Origin of the sequence: Aureimonas endophytica (assembly GCF_014642635.1) — a bacterium.
Lineage (GTDB): Bacteria > Pseudomonadota > Alphaproteobacteria > Rhizobiales > Rhizobiaceae > Plantimonas > Plantimonas endophytica.
Genome location: NZ_BMIQ01000002.1, coordinates 554,769 through 572,740, shown reverse-complemented (window position 1 = coordinate 572,740; position 17,972 = coordinate 554,769). Strand labels below are relative to the sequence as shown.

The window sequence follows — 17,972 nt, the reverse complement described above, 5'->3', positions numbered from 1 at the left end:
ATCGTGATGAGCGCTCTCCCCGAACCCGCGTTGCGATGGCCGGCCGCCCGACTGTCGGCGGAGACGTTCCAGGCGACGATCGAGGATCGCCCGGACGAAGAGCGGTGGCAGCTGATCGATGGAAGACCTTTCCTGATGATGAATCCGCCGACCCTCGTGCATCAGCGCATCTCGCTGAACTTGGCCCGGCATCTGAACGATGCGCTCGAAGGCGCAGGGCACGATCTCTTCGCGATGATCGAGATCGGCCTGATGATCGAGGGGCTGGACGATTTCCGGCCGATCGCGGATGTCGCCGTCGTCGGCGGCTCCGTCGAGAGGGTCCACTATGCTCGGGACTTCCATCTCGCCGCCGAAGTTCTGTCGCCGTCGAACACGTCGGAAATGATCGGCCGCAAGCGCGAGCTCTATGCCCGGGCCCCGGACTGCCTCCACGTCCTGATCCTTCATCAGACGGAAGCCTGTGCCGAGGTCTGGTCGCGGGCCGATGGCTGGCGCGGCCGTGTCTTCCGGTCGATCGAGGACCGGATCGCCCTGCCGGAATTCGGTTTCGATCGCCGGCTCGGCGACCTCTATAAGGGCACTCCCGTTCGATGAGCATTGCCGTAACCCTGCCGGCCGGTTCGACGCCGCTCCGTCCTTCCTCTGCGGCGGACGTGGTGGACCTCGTGCAGGACGCACTTCGCGACGAAGCGCCGCTCGCCATCGAGGGCACTGGGTCGAAGGCCGGGCTCGGCCGTCCCGTCCAGGCCGCGCGGACGCTGTCGCTCGGCGGGCTCGCCGGCGTCACACTCTACGAGCCGGAGGAACTGGTGCTGTCGGCGAAGGCGGGCACGCCGCTCGCCGAGATCGAGGCGCTGCTCGGCGAGAACCGCCAGCGCTTCGACTTCGAGCCGATCGACTACGGCCCGCTGCACGGCCGTTCCCCCGGTCTCGGCACGATCGGCGGCCTCCTCGCCTGCAATCTCGCCGGCCCGCGCCGCATCGCGAAAGGCGCGGCGCGCGACCATGTCCTCGGCGTCAAGGCCGTGTCCGGCCGGGGCGAAGCCTTCGCCTCCGGCGGGCGCGTCGTGAAGAACGTCACGGGCTACGACCTGTCGAAGGGCATGGCCGGCTCGCATGGCACGCTCGCCGTCCTCACCGAGGTGACCTTCAAGGTCCTGCCCCGGGCGGAAACGGAAGTGACGCTGGTGCTGCGCGGGTTGGAAGAGGATGCGGCGGCGGGCGCGATGGCGGCGGCCATGGGCTCTCCGGCGGAGGTCTCGGGCGCGGGGCATCTACCGGCCTATGTCGCCGGCCGCGTGGCGGGCGGCGCGCTCGGCGACGAGCCGGCGACGCTGATCCGGCTGGAGGGCTTCGGCCCCTCGGTCGCGGCCCGCGCTTCGACGCTCGGCCCGGCCCTGTCCCGCGTCGCGCGGCTGGAGCGGTACGAGGCGGAGGCCTCGGCGGCGCTCTGGCGCGACATCCGCGACGCGCGCCCCTTCGCCGACGGCACCGAACGCCCGGTCTGGCGCCTGTCGGTGACGCCGACGCGCGCGCCCGCCATCGTGATGGCGATCCGCATGCGGATGGCGGCCGAGGCCTTCTACGACTGGCAGGGCGGGCTCGTCTGGCTGCGCCTCGACGGCGAGCCGGAGGCCGACACCATCCGCGCGATCGTGGCGCAGCACGGCGGCGGCCATGCGACGCTGGTGCGCGCGCCGACGAGCGTCCGGGCGGCCGTGCCGGTGTTCCAGCCGCAGGCCCCCGCCCTTGCCGCGCTTTCGGCGCGTCTGAAGGCGCAGTTCGATCCGAAGGGCATCCTCAATCCGGGCCGGATGTAGGCGGAAGGCGCGAAACCCGCCTCAGCTCAAAGCCTGCCCGGACAGCGTCGCGGCCGTCTGGATCAGGGCGAGATGCGTCAGGCCCTGCGGCAAGTTGCCGAGATAGGTGCCGCTGTCCGGCGCCACCATCTCGGCATAGATGCCACAGCCCGTGTCGAGCGCCGCCAGCACCTCGGCGAAGCGCCGTTCGGCCTCATCGCGATGGCCGAGCAGCGCCAGTCCTTCCAGCACCCAGAAGGTGCAGGCGAGGAAGCAGCCCTCGTCGTTCTCGACGCCGCCATAGCGGTAATGGAACGGCCCGGCGCCGAGCTCGCGGTCGATCGCCCGGATCGTCTTCTCCAGGCGGTCGCGGCCGTCGAAGCCGAAGCGGACGGCGAGCGCGAGCGACGCGTCGATCGTGTCGCAGCCCGGATGGAAAACATAGGACTGCTTCGCCTCCGACCAGCAATTGGCGTCGATCCAGGCGGCGATGCGGTCGCGGCCGCGTGCCCAGCGATCGCGGCAGGTCGCGGGGATATGGCCGCCATCGGCGAGTTCCACCGCCCGCGCCAAGCCCTGCCAGGCGGAGATCTTCGACATCGTGTAATCGCGGAGTTCCGAAAGCTCCCAGATGCCGGAATCCTTCGTGCGCCAGCTCTCGACGGCGAGATCGGCGAGGCTCGCCAGCACCGCGCCGCTGCGCCGGTCGAGAATATGGCCATTGCCGACGAAGCGCGCCGCCGTTTCGAAGATGTCGCCGAAGATGCCGTGCTGGTGCTGCTTGGCCGCCTGGTTGCCGGCGACCACCGGCCGCTCGCCGCGATAGCCCGGCAGGTCGTATTCGCGCACGTCCTCGGCGAGCCCGCCCTGCAGGTCGTAGCAGACATGCGGCCCATGGGTGTCGAGGCACTTGATCAGCCAGGAGAAGGCGGCCTTCGCCTCCGCCTTGGCGCCGATGCGCAGGAAGGCCTTGATCGTATAGGAGGCGTCGCGCACCCAGGCATAGCGATAGTCGTAGTTCTTGCCCGAGCCGAAGCCCTCCGGCAGCGAGGTGGTCGCGGCGGCGGCGATGGCACCGCTTGGCGAATAGAGAAGCAGCTTCAGCGCCAGCGCGCTGCGGTTCACCGCCTCGCCGAACTTGCCGCTATAGCCGATATCGTCCGACCATTGCCGCCATTCGGCATCGGCGATGTCGATGCGACGGTCGATCTCCTCGACACTCGCGGCGATCAGCGGCTCGTTCTCGCCGGCGATGATCGCCACCGTCTCGCGATCGCCGGGCCGCAAAGTGAAGGACCCCCGGATCTCCAGATCGTCCTCGAAATCGAGCGTGACGCCGTCGCTATGGCGAAGAAGGCCGGTCACCTCGCCGGCATTGAAGGTCGTCGCATTGTCGTTGCGCGCGAGGAAGGGGCAGATCGTGTCGGCGCGCGTGCCGAAGACGAGGCGCAGCTCGAAATCGACGGTTCCGTCCAGTCCTTCGATCCGGCGGGCCAGCTCGCACCAGGGCAGGCGCCCGGCATGGCCGGAATTCATCGATTCCGTCAGCTTCGCCCGGCCGGTCGCCGTGGTGAAGACCGTCTCGAAGACATTGCTGCCGGGCCGGTAGCCGCGCGCGACGGTGAAGGGCTGGCGCGGCGCGACGATGAAGCAGCCGCCGCTCTCCTCGGCGAGGAGGCGGTCGAAGAGCGGCGGCGAATCCATGTTCGGCACGCACCACCAGTCGATGGAGCCATCGGCGCCGCTGAGCGCGACGGAACGGCCATCGCCGAGCGCGGCATAGGATTCCAGCGGCAGGCCGGCGAGGCGCCGGCGGTCGGGCATCTCGCCCGTGCGGGGATAGGGCTTCATCGGCGAGCGGGCCGGCCGGCGAGGCGGGCGAGGCGGCATTCGCGACAGGGACGCCGCCGCCAGGCGGCGGCAAGGGGATGAAGCGGGATCAAGACCGGGTTACGCTCCGTTGCGGACCGGCCGAAAGCTAGGAGGACGGCCCGGCGCCGCCATGCGCCGGATCGTCACGGCGGACGGCCCGCGCGAGGCGGGCCGTCCGAGTCTCAGAGCGGGGCGTTGTAGATCGCGCCCATCGGGTTCGCCGGCACCATGTTCTGGTGCAGGTTCGCCATGATCCAGAGCGAGCCGGCGACGATCAGTACGACGATCAGCACGCCGAAGGCGAGCGCCAGGACGTTGTTGGTGTTGTCCGGCCCGGTGGTGATGTGGAGGAAGAACACGAGATGGACGCCCATCTGCGCCACCGCCAGCACCAGGATCGCCACCGGGACGCCCGGCCCGTAGATCGAGCCGGAGCCCGCCACCAGGAAGGAGGCGGTGGTGAGGATGCCGGCGAAGGCGAGGCCGATGACGTAGTTGACGATGCCGTCGCGCAGCGAGCCGTGTTCGGCGCTGTCGTCGCCCGGCGCGACATCCTTGCCGTGCGGATCGTATTCGGAGGTGGTCGAGGTGTTCATGCCCCGGCTCCCATGAGATAGACGATGGAGAAGACGGCGACCCAGATGATGTCCAGCGCGTGCCAGAACAGGCTGAAGCAGAGGAAGCGCCGCTCCATGTTCTGGTTGAAGCCCTTGACGAAGATCTGCGCCATCATGGTGAGCAGCCAGAGGCTGCCGCCCGCGACGTGGACGCCATGGCAGCCGACCAGCGCGAAGAAGGCCGACAGGAAGGCGCTGCGCGACGGCCCCGCGCCGCTTTCCACCAGATGGTGGAATTCGTAGATTTCCATCGCGAGGAAGCCGGCGCCGAAGACGAAGGTCACCGCCATCATCAGCTGGAACCAGAGATGGTTCTTCTGGGCCATGGCGAGGCCCGCCATGCCGCAGAAGAAGCTCGACAGGAGCAGAAGCGCCGTCTCGACCGCCACGAAGGGCAGGTCGAAGAGCTCGCGCCCCGTCGGGCCGCCATCCGTCGCGTCCCTCAGCACGGCATAGGCCGCGAAGAAGGCCGAGAACATGATGATGTCGGAGAGGAGGAAGATCCAGAAGCCGTAGCCGACGATGATGCGCTTGGGCGCCGGGCCGCCGGCGCCATGGCCCGGCGCGTCCGACTCGCCGCCATGCCCGACATTGTGCGGGTCGCCGTGCCGGCTCGCGTCGTGCGAGCCGTGCCCCAGCATGTACGGGTCGGCGGGATTGCCAATGGCTGCGTGGCTCATGCCTTCACCCCTTCGCGGATCAGGAGGGCGGCCTTCTGCCGGCGACGCTCGGCGTCCTGCCGTTCCACCTCCTCGGCCGGGATTTCATACTCGTCGTGATCGCGCCAGGCGAAGACCACGAACACGCCGAAGGCACCGATCAGGCCGACGATGACCATCCACCAGATGTGCCAGATCATCGCGAAGCCGACCATGGTCGAGAAGACCGCCGAGACGAAGCCCGTCGGCGAGTTCCGCGGCATCTCGATATGCTCGTATTTCGGCATCTGCGAGAGCTGCGCCTGCGTGATCGCGGCCTGCTTCATGCCCCAATAGACCTCCTCGCCCCGCACGTCCGGCATGGACGCGAAGTTGAAGACCGGGGGCGGCGAGGTCGTGATCCATTCCAGCGTGCGGCCGTCCCAGGGATCGCCCGAGATGTCGCGCAGCTTCTCGCGATGGCGGATGGAATAGACGAGCTGCAGCACCTGGAAGCCGATGCCGGCGAGGATGACGAAGGCGCCGACGCCCGCGACGAGGATCCAGGGATACCAGGCGGCGACGTCGAAATGCTGCATGCGGCGCGTCATGCCCATCAGGCCGACCACGTAGAGCGGCATGAAGGCGAGGTAGAAGCCGATCACCCAGCACCAGAAGGCGTAGCGGCCGAGCCGCTCGTCGAGCTTGAAGCCGAAGGCCTTCGGGAACCAGTAGGTATAGCCGGCGAAGGCGCCGAAGAGCACGCCGCCGATGATCACGTTGTGGAAATGCGCGACCAGGAACAGCGAGTTGTGCACCACGAAGTCGACCGGCGGGATGGCGAGGAGCACGCCGGTGATGCCGCCGATGGTGAAGGTGATGATGAAGGCCACCGACCAGAGCATCGGCGTCGTGTAGCGGATGCGCCCGCCATACATGGTAAAGAGCCAGTTGAAGACCTTCACGCCCGTCGGCACGGCGATGACCATCGACATGATGCCGAAGATCGCGTTCACGTTGGCGCCGGCGCCCATGGTGAAGAAGTGGTGCAGCCAGACCATGAAGGAGAGGATGCAGATCACCATCGTGGCGGCGATCATCGAGCGGTAGCCGAAGAGCGGCTTGCCGGAGAAGGTCGAGATGACTTCCGAGAAGACGCCGAAGATCGGCAGGATGAGGATGTAGACCTCCGGATGCCCCCATGCCCAGATGAGGTTCATGTAGAGCATCATGTTGCCGCCGCCGTCATTCGTGAAGAAATGGAAGTCGAGGTAGCGGTCGAGGATGAGCATCGCGAGCGTGGCGGTCAGGATCGGGAAGGCCGCGACGATCAGGAGGTTGGAGGCGAGCGAGGTCCAGCAGAAGATCGGCATGCGCGTATAGGTCATGCCCGGCGCGCGCATCTTCAGGATGGTGGTGACGAGGTTGACGCCCGACATCAGCGTGCCGAGACCCGAGATCTGCAGGGCCCAGAGATAGTAGTCGACGCCGACGCCCGGCGAGAACTTCAGCTCCGAGAGCGGCGGATAGGCGAGCCAGGTGGCGCGCGAGAACTCGCCGATGACCAGCGAGACGTTGATCAGCAGCGCGCCCGAGGCGGTGAGCCAGAAGGACACCGAGTTGAAGGTCGGGAAAGCCACGTCGCGCACGCCGAGTTGCAGCGGCAGGACGTAGTTCATCAGGCCGATGACGAAGGGCATGGCGACGAAGAAGATCATGATCGTCCCGTGGGCGGAGAAGATCTGATCGTAATGGTCGGGCGGCAGATAGCCGGGCGCGTCGTAGGCGACGGCCTGCTGCGTGCGCATCATGATGGCGTCGGCGAAGCCGCGCAGCAGCATGACCATCGCCATGATGATGTACATGATGCCGATGCGCTTGTGGTCGACCGAGGTGATCCACTCGCGCCAGAGATAGGGCAAGTGCCCCTTCAGCACGATCCAGGCGAGGATCGCCGCGCCGATGAGGCCGACGAGGCCGGACGTGATGAGCGGGATGGGCTCATGGAACGGGATGGCATCCCAGGAGAGTTTGCCGAGCATGGGTCTCAGCCCTCCGAGCGAGGCGACACGTCGACGCTCGGCTCGCCCTTCTGGGGGCCGGGCGCCTGCGGCGCGGTCTGCAGGACAATCGAATTGAAGAGGCCGGACTGCACGGCCTGATAGGTATAGGGTTTCACGTCCTTGCTTTCCCGGACGAGCTTCTCGTAGGCGGCGGTGTCCAGCACCTCGCCCGTCTCGCGCGCCCGGCCGATCCAGTCGCTGAAGTCGCCCGCGCTCATCGCGCGAGCCTTGAAGTACATGTCGGAGAAGCCGTCGCCGCTATAGTGCGAGGACTGGCCGTGATACTCGCCGACATTGTTGGCCATCAGGTTCAGCTGCGTCTCCATGCCGTTCATGGCATAGATCATGCTGCCGAGCTGCGGGATCTGGAAGGCGTTCATCACCGTCGCCGAGGTGATGTGGAAGCGCACCGGCTGGCCGACCGGCATCGCCAGTTCGTTGACGCTCGCGACGTTGAGGCTCGGATAGATGAAGAGCCATTTCCAGTCGAGCGACACGACCTGGACGTCGAGCGGCTCGCGGCCGTCGTCGAGCGGCCGGCGCGGATCGAGCTCGTGCGAGCCGATCCAGGTGATGCCGCCGAGGAAGAGGATGATGAGCACCGGGATCGCCCAGACCACCAGTTCCACCGCGCCGGAATAGGCCCAGTTCGGCCGATAGGTCGCCTTCGTGTTGCTCGCCCGGTACCACCAGGAGAAGAACACGACGATGAACATCACCGGGATGAGCACGGCGACGACCATGATCCAGGTGGCGTTGTCGAGAATGCGCCGCTGCGCCTCGGCCACCGGCCCTTCCGGATTGAGAATCCCCATGCAGGACGAGAGCGGGAGCACCGCCGCGCCTATGCCGAGGAGCGTGAGCAGCCGCCTGGCTCTCGAACCGTGCGAAACCGTCATTGCCTGCCGATCTTCCGTTGAACGCTTGCCGCCTGCATGCACAGAACGGGCGCATCCGGCAATGGCCGATTTCTTACCCCGTGCATCCAGGCGCGTCACTCAAGGCGACTACTCTCCCGCCTTTAAGGATTGCGCAAGCCTCGAGGGAATCGAATGCGGCAAATGGCGGCGCGGCGGCAGGACGCGACCAAAGGCCCGGCGGAGCGGCGCTTATCTCGCCGCCGTCCTCCGGCCGACGCGGCGAGCGCCGGCCAGCGCGCAGTTTGAAAGGAGTTCAAGGAAAATTCGAAGGGTTCGGCCGGCGGAGGCCGGCACAAGCGAGCCCCGAAGACGCGCATGGCAGCCATGCGGAGGTTGCATGACTGCCATGTTTTCTTTTCGCGCTCGCGCCTTACGCGGCTCAGCCGCCGACCATCGTACCGCCATTCGGATGCAACACCTGGCCGGTGATGTAGGAAGCGTCCTCGCAGGCCAGGAACAGGAAGCAGGAGGCTACCTCGTTCGGCTGGCCGGCCCGCTTCATCGGCACCTGGCTGCCGAAGCTCGCCACCTTGTCCGGCGGCATCGTGTCGGGAATGAAGGGCGTCCAGATCGGGCCCGGCGCGACGCCGTTCACCCGGATCTTCTTCTCCACGAGGTTCTGCGCCATGGAGCGCACGAAGGCGGTGATGGCACCCTTCGTCGCCGAATAGTCGATGAGGGTCGTGTTGCCCTTGAAGCTGTTGACCGAGGTGGTCATCACGATCGACGCGCCTTCCTTCAGATGGTCGAGCGCGGCCTGCGTCATGAAGAAATAGCCGTAGATGTTGGTCTCGAAGGTGCGGCGGAGCTGGTCCTCGGAGAGATCGCGCAGGTCCTCGACCTCCTCCTGATAGGCGGCGTTGTTGACGAGCACGTCGAGCTTGCCGAAGCGCGAGACCGTGTCCGCCACCGCCTTCATGCAGAAGGACTTCTGGCGCACGTCGCCGGGAAGGAGCAGCGCCTCGCCGCCTTCCGCCTCGATCAGCGCCTTCGTGTCCTCCGCGTCGCGATGCTCTTCCTGATAGACGATGGCGAGCTTCGCCCCCTCGCGGGCGAAGAGGACGGCCGTCGCCCGGCCGATGCCGGAATCGCCGCCGGTGACGAGCGCCACCTTGCCCTGGAGCCGACCGGAGCCCGGATAGCGCGGCGCATAGTCGGGCGCCGGATCCATCTCGTGCTCGCGCCCCGGCGAATGGTTCTGATGCTGCGGCGGAAAGTTCGACATGGGTCCCGTCCCTGGCTGGTCTGGCCGCGCGGGTTGGAGGCGCGACCCTCACGGCGGGAATGGCCGCCCGCCGCGCGGCGTTCCGCAAAAGGGGCGACGGGTTCGGTCACCGGCTGACGATCGGTCGGAAGGGCAGCGGAGGATACCGCGCCTTGAGACTGATATTCGCGTTCGGAGCGTAGCACGGGGACGATCCGCGCACGGCGGCAGCGAGATCGGCGATCGGGCGGATCGTGCGAGGAATGCCGGCGCACCGCCAGTTCACGCCGGATTCCGACGTCATGGGCCGGGCCGCGGTCTATGCCGGAATCCTCAGCCGAACGCAGGGCTATGGCGACGACGCCAGGATGAAGGCGCTGCACGACTGCGTCCTGTTCCTCCAGGCCGAGAAACTGGGACTGACCCTCTTGACCGCCAATGCGGCCGAGTTCGACATTCTCCTCCAGATGCGGCCGACCGGGAGGATCCTCCTCTATCGCCCCCTTCCGGCGAAGCGACGTTCGTAAGGGTCGCCAGCACTGCGGCCGTCCCGTCCGCGGTCTCGCGACGTCCCGGAGCGCCTTCACGCGGCCCTTCCCCCGGCATGCCGCCGAAGATGCGCCCCCGTCCCTTTCCCTCAGGCGACGGCGATCGCGGACTCGGCCGAGGGCATCGAGGGCTCGTAGACCGCGACGCGGTTTCGACCCGCGCCCTTCGCCCGGTAGAGCGCGGCATCGGCCCGTCGGATACCGTCGCGCAGGGCTTCGCCCGGCGAAACGCTCGCGACGCCGACGCTCACCGTCAGGGCGATGCCGGCGCCTTCGAAATCCACGAGACGCGCGTTCACCGCCTCCTTCAGGCGGATCGCGGCGGCCTCCGTCTCGGCGGCTGAGCGGCTTGGCAGGAGGGCGACGAATTCCTCGCCGCCGGAGCGGGCGAGGATCGTGTTCATCGGCAGGCTCGCCTCGGCGCGGCGGACGAATTCGCGCAGGGCCTCGTCGCCGGCGGAATGCCCGTGCCGGTCGTTCAGGCGCTTGAAATGGTCGAGATCGGCGACCAGGACGCCGTGGGCCCCGGAGGCCGTCGCCTTATAGGCCAGGAGGCCCGCCCGGTTGAGGCAGCCGGTGAGCCCGTCACGATGGGCCAGCCGGCCGAGCCGCTGGTTGTCGCGCTCGATCACCACGCCGAGCACGCAGGCGATGATGATCGTGCTGCAGACCTGATCGGAGAGCGAGATCGCCAGCGCGACATTTTCCGGCGAGACCAGGGCCGAGCCCCAGACGACGACGGAGATCGTGATCGCGAGCTGCGCCGCCATGGTCGCGCCCGCGAGCCGGCGGAAGGCGAGGCGGTCGCGATTCTCGGCGAGAACGTAGAAGGGCACCTGGATGAGGAGGAGGCAGCTGACGACGAAGGTGACGAGCTCCGGCCATTCCGTGTCGGGAAAGGCGGCGCGCAAGAGGACATGCGTCGCCGGCGGCAGGGGCAGCGACAGGAGCATGCCGTTGGAGAAGGCCCGCCGGCCGTCGAAGCTGCGGAAGCCGGACAGCATCAGGAGCGAGCCGGCGACGAGGAGCCCGTAGGTCAGCGCCCCGACGGCCGGATGGGTCGATCCCTCGATCTGCAGGAGAAGGCCGAGAGCGAAGACCATGAAGGCCGCCGACCACCAGCCGAGACAGGGCCTTTCGTTTCGCACGAACCAGGCGACGGCGAGAACGAGTCCGCAGGTGACGTTGGTCAGCGCGCTCGCCACGTGGAGCGTATGAAGGTCCATGGGCGCAGCCTGCGGGCACGGGTCGTGGCGCGAGCATAATCCAGGGCAGCATCATCAATTCCTAACGGCCGCGGCTCGCGCCGCGACCGAATGCCGCCGATTGCGGTTCGAAGTGGCTGATCACGCAAGATGTGATGGCCGAGGCATCGGTTAACGGCTTCCGCCTCCCTCCGGGTCGGTCCCGTCGAGGGCCCGCAGCACACGGCAGGGATTGCCGACCGCCAGCACGTTCGCCGGCAGCGACTTTGTGACGACGCTGCCCGCGCCGACGACCGTGTTCTCGCCGATGGTCACGCCGGGACAGACGATCGAGCCGCCGCCCAGCCAGACGCCGTCGCCGATGAAAACCGGATGCGCCGCCTCCCAGCCCGCCCGGCGGGTCGCGGCGTCGAGCGGATGGGTCGCCGTGTAGATATGGACGCCCGGCGCGATCTGAACCTCCTCGCCGATGACGATCCGGTTGCAGTCGAGAAGGACGCAGCCGACATTGACGAAGCTGCGGGCGCCGATCGAGATGTTCGCGCCATAGTCGCAATGCAAGGCCGGCTTGATCATGGCGCCCTCGCCGAGATGGCCGAGGAGGTCGCCGAGGATGCGGGTCAGCCGCTCGACATCGTCGCCGCGCGTCGCGTTGAAGGCGGCGAGAAGCGTCTGGGCGCGGCTGTAGGCGGCGCCGAGTTCCGGATCGTCCGCCCTGTAGAGCTCGCCGGCAAGCATGCGTTCCTTCTGCGTCACCATGACGGGATGCCCCTCCCCTCGCGGCTTGCCTGGCGGGCGGGCGTCACGCGCCGCCCGGCACGAGTTCCTCCTCCACCGCCTCCTCCTCTTCGGCTTCGAGCGCCGGCGCGTCCTGCGCTTCCAGTCCGAAGCGGGCCGCGACATCCGGCGCGTAGCGCAGGAGATCGGGGCGCAGCCGCAGAAGGGCGAGATCCTTCGCCTTCGCCTCCAGCATGACGTCGAAGTCGAGCCCTTCCGCCACGCGCATGAAGGTGGCGAATTCGAACGGATTGCAGAAATCCGCATGTCCGGTGAAGACCGGGGCGACATGCACGGTCTTCTTCTTCTTCGTCGCCTTGTCGATCCGCACCTGCTCGCGCAGCTCCGTGCGAGGCGAGGAGAAATGCAGCTTCGGCTGCTGGCCCTCCGGCCAGGTGGCGAGAACGCGCTCCAGCGTCTGCCGCAGATCGGCGCGCTCGGGATTGAGGCACCAGAAATGCTGATAGTCGAAGATCAGCCGCACGCCCGTCCGCTCGTGGATCCAGAGAACGTCCTCGGCGGAGAAGCGCAGGTCGTCATGTTCGAGGACGAGGCGGCGGCGCACCGGCTCCGGCAGGGTCGGCCAGGTCCGCGCCCAGCGCTCGCGGCTGGCCGGAACGTCGCCATAGGTGCCGCCGACATGGATGACGAGCACCGCTTCCGGCCCGAGCTCCATCAGGTCCAGCATCTCGGCCTGGCTGGCGAGATCCCAGGCGCTCTTGGCGACGAGGTCCGGGTCGGGGCTGTTCAGGACCACGAATTGCGAGGGATGGAAGGACAGGCGGATGTCGAGCTGCTTCGCCTTCCGGCCGAAGGCGGCGAGCTCCGCGGCGCTTTCCTTCACCATCGCGTGGAACTGCGGCATGTCGGGATGGGTCGCATAGGGCGCGATGTCCGAGGACATGCGGTACATGCGGATGTCGTGCCGGTCGAGATGGTCGAGGATCTGGTCGAGATAGCCGAGCGAGACCTTCAGATGCGGGTCGCTGGCGGCGCGGCGGCTGTCATTGCTCTTCAGGTCGTCCCGCGCCATCACCTTGACCGGAAAGCCGAGCCGCGACAGGCGGGCGCTCATGCCGCCTCCCGGGCGTCGAGCCCCATCTCGGCGCCGAAGCCGAGATCGGCGACGAAGAGGTTCCAGTCGGGCAGGCGCAGCGCGCCGCCGGAGGCGAGACGATGGCCGTTGCCATACTGTTCGTCGGCGCCCGGCGGGCGATGGGCGGCGAAGAAGGCGATGAGGTCGCGCTCGCCCTCGGCGCGGGCGGCGAAATGCACGAAGCCCGGCCGGTAGCCGGTATTGGCGGCGATGACGATCTTGCCCTTCAGCCGGCCCCGCCAGGCCTGGGCGACGAGCGGATGGATCTGGCAGGGCGAATGGAAGCGGATGATCGCGACGTCGCCGACGATTTTCGGGGCGGCCTTGCGCGCGGCATCGAGTTCACGCGCGACCTCGGCCTTGGCGTCGAGTAGCGCCGCCGTTTCCGTATGGGCGCCGGACAGGACCGCCTTCGGCCCTTCCGCCTTGTCGAGGAGAGCGAAGGCGGCCGAGGCATCGCCCTTCGCCGTGCGGCGCGGCGCGTTGACGAGCGAGGCCGCCTTGCGAAGGGCGGTAATGCCGAGAGCGCGGGCGCTTTCCATTTCCGGAAAGCCCTCCCCTTCCGCCAGATCGCCGATGAGGCCGATCGCGGCGAGCCAGAGAAGATCCTCCGCCGGCCCGAGCGCCCGCGCCGCGCGATAGGCGATGAGGCTGGAGGTCGGAACGGGGCGGTTCTCGATGCCGGAGATCACGGTGGCCCCGGCGGGGAGGCCGGTCGGCACATGGTGGTCCACCACGATCGCCGGACCGGCGGGACGCAGCGCCGAGGACGTGCCGACATCGGCGAGGATCACGCCGTCGCGGCGGCGCGGCGCGAGTTCGGCCTGGAAGGCGTCCGAATAGGCGTTCTCGCCCTTGCCGACGATGCGGATCGCCGGATGCCGGCCTTGCCGTTCCAGCGCCTTCTTCAGGATCACCCCCGCTGACAGTCCGTCGGCGTCGTTATGGCAGACGATAAGCGGCTCCGGCCCGAAGGCGCGGAGCGCTTCGGGAAAATCCTCGGGTGACGCGATCCTCAAGTCTGCCGCCATGCCTGCCTCGCCGTTCCTTCGCCGTGGAACTGCGGAGGTCTCGATTCGATCCGTCGGAACCGGCGGAGACGACCGGCGCCGATGGTCCCGGTCGCCGCTACGGAAGGCAGGGGGTGAATATTTACGAAGCAGATTGATGACGGTCTAGACGAACGGGGGCTTTCCCCGCTATCCAGAAGACCGGCTTGGTCGAGCGATTGCTCCTGAGCTTCTTGGGGCCGCTGCTTGGGAGGGCAGCGGCCTCATTCGTTTCCGGGGGCAGGAAGCATCCGGCCGCCGGCTCAGCCCCCGCAAATCGGCAAGGCGGCCATGCGAAATTGGAACTTCTCCAAGGACCCGCGAATCCGTATGTTCAGTGCATCAGAGTTTCGCAGCGCCCACCTCCTCCCAGGGCGATGCGGATAGGCCGGCGGTTCCTCCCACCGCCCGCCGCGATGCCCTCGCTCTCCTCCTCCCAGGCGAGGGCTGAAACCAACGCCCACCGGTCCTCCCCCGGTGGGCGTTTTGGTTTTCTAGACCCTTCCGCCAGCTTTCAGCCATCGCGATTTCCCTTTTTTCTCCGGGACATGATGTCCCCCTGTCAGGTGCTCAATCGAAGCTTAGGTAGGCTCGACGGTCGGCCGGGCGCGTGGCGCGGCGGCCGGCAGGAGGGCGATCGGCCATGGTGACGTCCCGCTTCTTGAGCGGCAAGGGTGAGATGGCCGGGCGCTTCCGGGACTTCGACTGGGTCGCGACCCCGCTCGGCGCCCCCTCGACCTGGCCCCGCGCGCTGAAGACGCTGGTCGGCCTGATGCTGGCCTCGCGCCAGCCGATGTTCCTCGCCTGGGGCGAGCAGGGCACGATGCTCTACAACGACGCCTATTGCGGCCTGCTGCAGAGCAAGCACCCTTCCGCCTTCGGCCATCCCTTCCGCGAGGTCTGGGCCGAGATCTGGAGCGAGATCGAGCCGCTGGTCCTTCAGGTCTTCGACGGGGAGTCGGTGCATTTCGACGACATCACCCTCTATGTCGAACGCAACGGCACGATGGCGGAGGCGCATTTCGCCTTTTCCTACACGCCCGTCTACGACGACACCGGCACCGTCACCGGTCTCTTCTGCGCCTGCAACGAGACGACGGACCAGATCCTCGCCGAACGGGCGGCGACCGACGCGCTGCAGGCGGCCGAGGAGGCCAATATCGCCAAGAGCCAGTTCCTGGCGAATATGAGCCACGAGCTGCGCACGCCGCTGTCGGCGATCATCGGCTATGCCGAGATGATCATCGAGGAGGCCGAGGACGGCGCGGCTCCCGCCGATCTCGCACGCGACGTCGCCAAGATCGAGAGCAATGCCCGCCATCTCCTGAGCCTCATCAACGACGTGCTCGACCTGTCGAAGGTCGAGAGCGGCAAGATGGACATCTATGCCGAGACCTTCGACGTCGCCGAGATCGTGCGGGACGTCGCGGCGACGGCCCAGCGGCTGGTGGAGAAGAAGAACAACCGTCTGGAACTGCGTCTCGCCGGGGCGGTCGGAACGCTCCATTCCGACGTCACCAAGCTGCGCCAGATCCTTCTCAACCTCCTGAGCAATGCCGCGAAGTTCACGCAGGACGGCACCATCACGCTCGGCGTCGAGCGGCGGGCGGAGGCGATGGTCTTCACCGTTCATGACACCGGCATCGGCATGACGGCCGAGCAGCTGGAGCGTCTGTTCCAGCGCTTCCAGCAGGCCGATGCCTCGACGACGCGCAAATATGGCGGCACCGGTCTCGGCCTCGCCCTCACCAAGGCCTTCAGTGCCATGCTGGGCGGCGAAGTCTCGGTGACCAGCGAGGCGGGCCGGGGCAGCACCTTCACCCTCACCCTGCCCTTCGCCGTGCCCGAGCCCGCGCCGGAGGAGGCCGAACTCGAAGCGCAGGTGCCGGTCGTCCCGGATGTCGATCCGGCGAAGGTGGTGCTGGTGATCGACGACGACACGGCGCAGCGCGAACTGATGACGCGCTTTCTCGCGCGCGAGGGCTTCTCGACGGTCACCGCCGCCGACGGGGCGACGGGCCTGACGCTCGCCAAGGAATTGCGGCCGCGCGCCATCCTGCTCGACGTGATGATGCCCGGCATCGACGGCTGGACGGTGCTCGGCCGATTGAAGGCCGATCCCGATCTCGCCAGCATTCCGGTCGTGATGGTCACCTTCGTCAGCGAGCGCGGCCTCGCCTCCTCGCTCGGCGCCGCCGACTATGTCGACAAGCCGGTGCGCTGGGAGCGCTTCCGCGAGGTGATGGACCGCTTCCGCGAGGATGTCGGCGACGTGCTCGTCGTCGACGACGATCCGGATGCGCGCGAGCGGGTGCGCTCGTCCCTCGAGCGCGACGGCTGGACGGTGGTGGAGGCGGCGAACGGCCAGGAGGCGCTCGACCGCGTCGCGGCCGCCCCGCCCCGCGTCATCCTGCTCGACCTGACGATGCCGGTGATGGACGGCTTCAGCTTCCTGCATGCGCTGCGCAGCCGGCCGAGCGACCGCGACATCCCGGTCATCGTCCTTTCGGCGCGGGATCTCACCGCCGCCGAGCGCGTGCGGCTCGAATCCGCCTCGCATGTCATGACCAAGGGCGAGGTCAGCCTGAAGGAGGTAGCGGCCAATGTGCGCGCGGTGACGGACGGACCGGGCTGAGCCGCGCCGGCCCCGGCCGCGCCCTAGCGGAAGCGCCAGCCGCGCTGGAGCACCTCGATCTTGTAGCCGTCCGGGTCCTCGATGAAGAAGAAGCGCGCCATGCCGCCGCTGGAGGTATGGGCGAGCTCCTTGATGTCCTTCGGCTGGAGGCCGGCCTCCGCCAGCCGGCGATGCTCGGCCTCCAGATCGGCGACGGATACAGCCAGATGCCCGTAGCCCTTGCCGAGGTCGTAGGGCTCCGCCTGCCCCTTGTTGACGGTCAGTTCCAGCTCGAAGCCGGACTCGTCATTGGCGAGATAGATCAGCGTGAAGCCGTCGAAATCCAGCCGGTCGGCGATCTCGAGGCCGAAGGCCGTGCGATAGAAGGCGACGGACCGCGCCTCGTCCAGCACCCGGATCATCGAATGAATGAGCTTCGCCACGTCGGCCCCCGTATCCCGTTCGCCCTGGCGGTCGCACCGCCGCGCCGGTAGTTAGGGAAAAGCCGCGACGGAATCCATGCCGGTCGGGCTGCGCCTCGGACTCATTGACAGAACCAAATAAGTACCAATACTGTCACGAACGGGCGGGCGCATCGATTGGAAGGGGAAGCCTTCGACAACCTGCGCGCTCAGCCGTCTAGACGTATGTTTTTGCTAATGTTTCTTCCGATATCGGGATAGTCGCAGCGCGATCTTGCGCGGCGATCGACGGAATTCGCTGTGGTCCATTGCAAGCGCCTGGACTTCTTTGGTATTGGATGAAGCGAACCACTTCCCCCACCGCGTCGTTTTTGCTCGGACAGGCGATGAACACGATCTTCGGACCGGACGGCTTCCTTTCTGACGAAGGTCCGCTCTACCTGCGCCTGCAGGCGAAGATCCGTCAGGCGGTGCTGGACGGCGCGCTGAAGCCGCTGGAGGCGCTGCCGCCGGAGCGCGAGCTCGCCGCGAGCGTCGGCGTGTCGCGCGTCACCGTGCGCAAGGCGCTGGAAGGCCTCGTCGCCGAGGGTCTCATCGAACAGCGCCACGGCTCGGGCACCTTCGTCGCCCCGCCCCAGCGCAAGTTCCAGCAGGGCCTGTCGCATCTCACCTCCTTCACCGAGGACATGCGGGCGCGCGGCCATGCGACGACCTCGCAATGGCTGGACCGCTCGATCGGCCGGGTGACGCCGGAAGAGGCGCTGCGGCTCGGCCTGTCGCCCGGCGAGGCGGTGGCGCGGCTGTCGCGCATGCGCCGCGCGGACGCGACGCCGATCGTGGTCGAGCGGGCCTGCGTGCCCGCCGCCCTCCTGCCCGATCCCGCCGCCGTGGACGGCTCGCTCTACGACGCGATGGACCGGCTCGGGCACCGCCCCGTCCGGGCGCTCCAGCGCATCAGCGCGGAAAATCTCGGGGCGGAGGATGCCGCCCTGCTCGGCCTGCCCGAAGGGGCCGCCGCGCTCTGCATGGTGCGCGTTGCCTTCGATGCCGGCGGCCGCCCCGTCGAACTCACCCAATCGCACTATCGCGGCGACGCCTACGACTTCGTCGCCGAACTCACCGTTTCTTCCAGGAGCTGAGCCGGA

The 17,972-nt window shown here is 67.8% G+C and carries 16 protein-coding genes; 5 read left to right on the top strand and 11 right to left on the bottom strand.

All coding sequences use genetic code 11. The features are described from left to right. The first annotated feature begins 6 nt into the window (after window positions 1–6). The gene (locus IEY14_RS08955; protein WP_188907862.1) at window positions 7–597 is read left to right on the top strand and encodes a Uma2 family endonuclease; all 591 of its coding nucleotides are present in this window, start codon (window positions 7–9) and stop codon (window positions 595–597) included. Further along, entirely contained in the window at window positions 594–1,823 is a 1,230-nt protein-coding gene (gene glcE / locus IEY14_RS08950; protein WP_188907861.1) for a glycolate oxidase subunit GlcE, read from the top strand. The genes IEY14_RS08955 and glcE overlap by 4 nt, the downstream gene beginning before the upstream one ends. A gap of 21 nt (window positions 1,824–1,844) precedes the next feature. Here glcE and IEY14_RS08945 read toward each other — a convergent pair whose 3' ends face one another. From IEY14_RS08945 to IEY14_RS08920, 6 genes are all read right to left on the bottom strand, one after another. Continuing rightward, window positions 1,845–3,653: a glycoside hydrolase family 15 protein gene (locus tag IEY14_RS08945; protein WP_188907860.1), complete on the bottom strand. Its 1,809-nt coding sequence runs from the start codon at window positions 3,651–3,653 to the stop codon at window positions 1,845–1,847. A gap of 203 nt (window positions 3,654–3,856) precedes the next feature. Further along, window positions 3,857–4,270 carry a cytochrome o ubiquinol oxidase subunit IV gene (gene cyoD, locus IEY14_RS08940; RefSeq protein WP_188907859.1) on the bottom strand — a complete coding sequence of 138 codons (414 nt, stop codon included), beginning with the start codon at window positions 4,268–4,270 and terminating at the stop codon, window positions 3,857–3,859. Further along, window positions 4,267–4,932: a cytochrome o ubiquinol oxidase subunit III gene (gene cyoC, locus IEY14_RS08935; protein WP_188908125.1), complete on the bottom strand. Its 666-nt coding sequence runs from the start codon at window positions 4,930–4,932 to the stop codon at window positions 4,267–4,269. Before cyoC ends, cyoD begins: the two co-directional genes overlap by 4 nt. Window positions 4,933–4,967: 35 nt before the next feature. Next, window positions 4,968–6,971 carry a cytochrome o ubiquinol oxidase subunit I gene (gene cyoB, locus IEY14_RS08930; RefSeq protein ID WP_188907858.1) on the bottom strand — a complete coding sequence of 668 codons (2,004 nt, stop codon included), beginning with the start codon at window positions 6,969–6,971 and terminating at the stop codon, window positions 4,968–4,970. Window positions 6,972–6,976: 5 nt separating this feature from the next. Then, window positions 6,977–7,891 carry a ubiquinol oxidase subunit II gene (gene cyoA, locus IEY14_RS08925; RefSeq protein WP_188907857.1) on the bottom strand — a complete coding sequence of 305 codons (915 nt, stop codon included), beginning with the start codon at window positions 7,889–7,891 and terminating at the stop codon, window positions 6,977–6,979. Window positions 7,892–8,291: 400 nt separating this feature from the next. Further along, window positions 8,292–9,137, bottom strand: coding sequence for an SDR family oxidoreductase (locus IEY14_RS08920; protein ID WP_188907856.1), 846 nt, complete (start codon window positions 9,135–9,137; stop codon window positions 8,292–8,294). Between the two features lie 242 nt (window positions 9,138–9,379). On the opposite strand from IEY14_RS08920, the gene IEY14_RS08915 reads away from it, so the two are divergent. Then, window positions 9,380–9,643 (top strand): hypothetical protein, encoded by a 264-nt coding sequence (locus IEY14_RS08915; protein ID WP_188907855.1) that lies wholly within the window; start codon window positions 9,380–9,382, stop codon window positions 9,641–9,643. 110 nt (window positions 9,644–9,753) lie between these two features. Here IEY14_RS08915 and IEY14_RS08910 read toward each other — a convergent pair whose 3' ends face one another. The 4 genes from IEY14_RS08910 to IEY14_RS08895 all read right to left on the bottom strand — a co-directional run bounded on the left by IEY14_RS08910 (window position 9,754) and on the right by IEY14_RS08895 (window position 13,773). Further along, entirely contained in the window at window positions 9,754–10,890 is a 1,137-nt protein-coding gene (locus tag IEY14_RS08910) for a GGDEF domain-containing protein (protein ID WP_188907854.1), read from the bottom strand. A gap of 150 nt (window positions 10,891–11,040) precedes the next feature. Further along, entirely contained in the window at window positions 11,041–11,628 is a 588-nt protein-coding gene (locus IEY14_RS08905; protein ID WP_188907853.1) for a sugar O-acetyltransferase, read from the bottom strand. A 43-nt stretch (window positions 11,629–11,671) separates the two neighbouring features. Next, entirely contained in the window at window positions 11,672–12,721 is a 1,050-nt protein-coding gene (gene uvsE, locus IEY14_RS08900) for a UV DNA damage repair endonuclease UvsE (RefSeq protein ID WP_188907852.1), read from the bottom strand. Beyond that, entirely contained in the window at window positions 12,718–13,773 is a 1,056-nt protein-coding gene (locus tag IEY14_RS08895; protein WP_188907851.1) for a DHH family phosphoesterase, read from the bottom strand. The genes uvsE and IEY14_RS08895 overlap by 4 nt, the downstream gene beginning before the upstream one ends. Before the next feature lie 661 nt (window positions 13,774–14,434). Here IEY14_RS08895 and IEY14_RS08890 point away from each other — a divergent pair. After that, on the top strand, window positions 14,435–16,426 hold the full coding sequence (locus IEY14_RS08890) for a response regulator (RefSeq protein WP_244639395.1): 1,992 nt from the start codon (window positions 14,435–14,437) through the stop codon (window positions 16,424–16,426). Window positions 16,427–16,449: 23 nt separating this feature from the next. On the opposite strand, the gene IEY14_RS08885 is transcribed toward IEY14_RS08890, so the two are convergent. Beyond that, the gene (locus IEY14_RS08885) at window positions 16,450–16,848 is read right to left on the bottom strand and encodes a VOC family protein (RefSeq protein ID WP_188907850.1); all 399 of its coding nucleotides are present in this window, start codon (window positions 16,846–16,848) and stop codon (window positions 16,450–16,452) included. 365 nt (window positions 16,849–17,213) lie between these two features. On the opposite strand from IEY14_RS08885, the gene IEY14_RS08880 reads away from it, so the two are divergent. Continuing rightward, entirely contained in the window at window positions 17,214–17,966 is a 753-nt protein-coding gene (locus IEY14_RS08880) for a GntR family transcriptional regulator (RefSeq protein WP_188907849.1), read from the top strand. Window positions 17,967–17,972 lie beyond the last annotated feature (6 nt).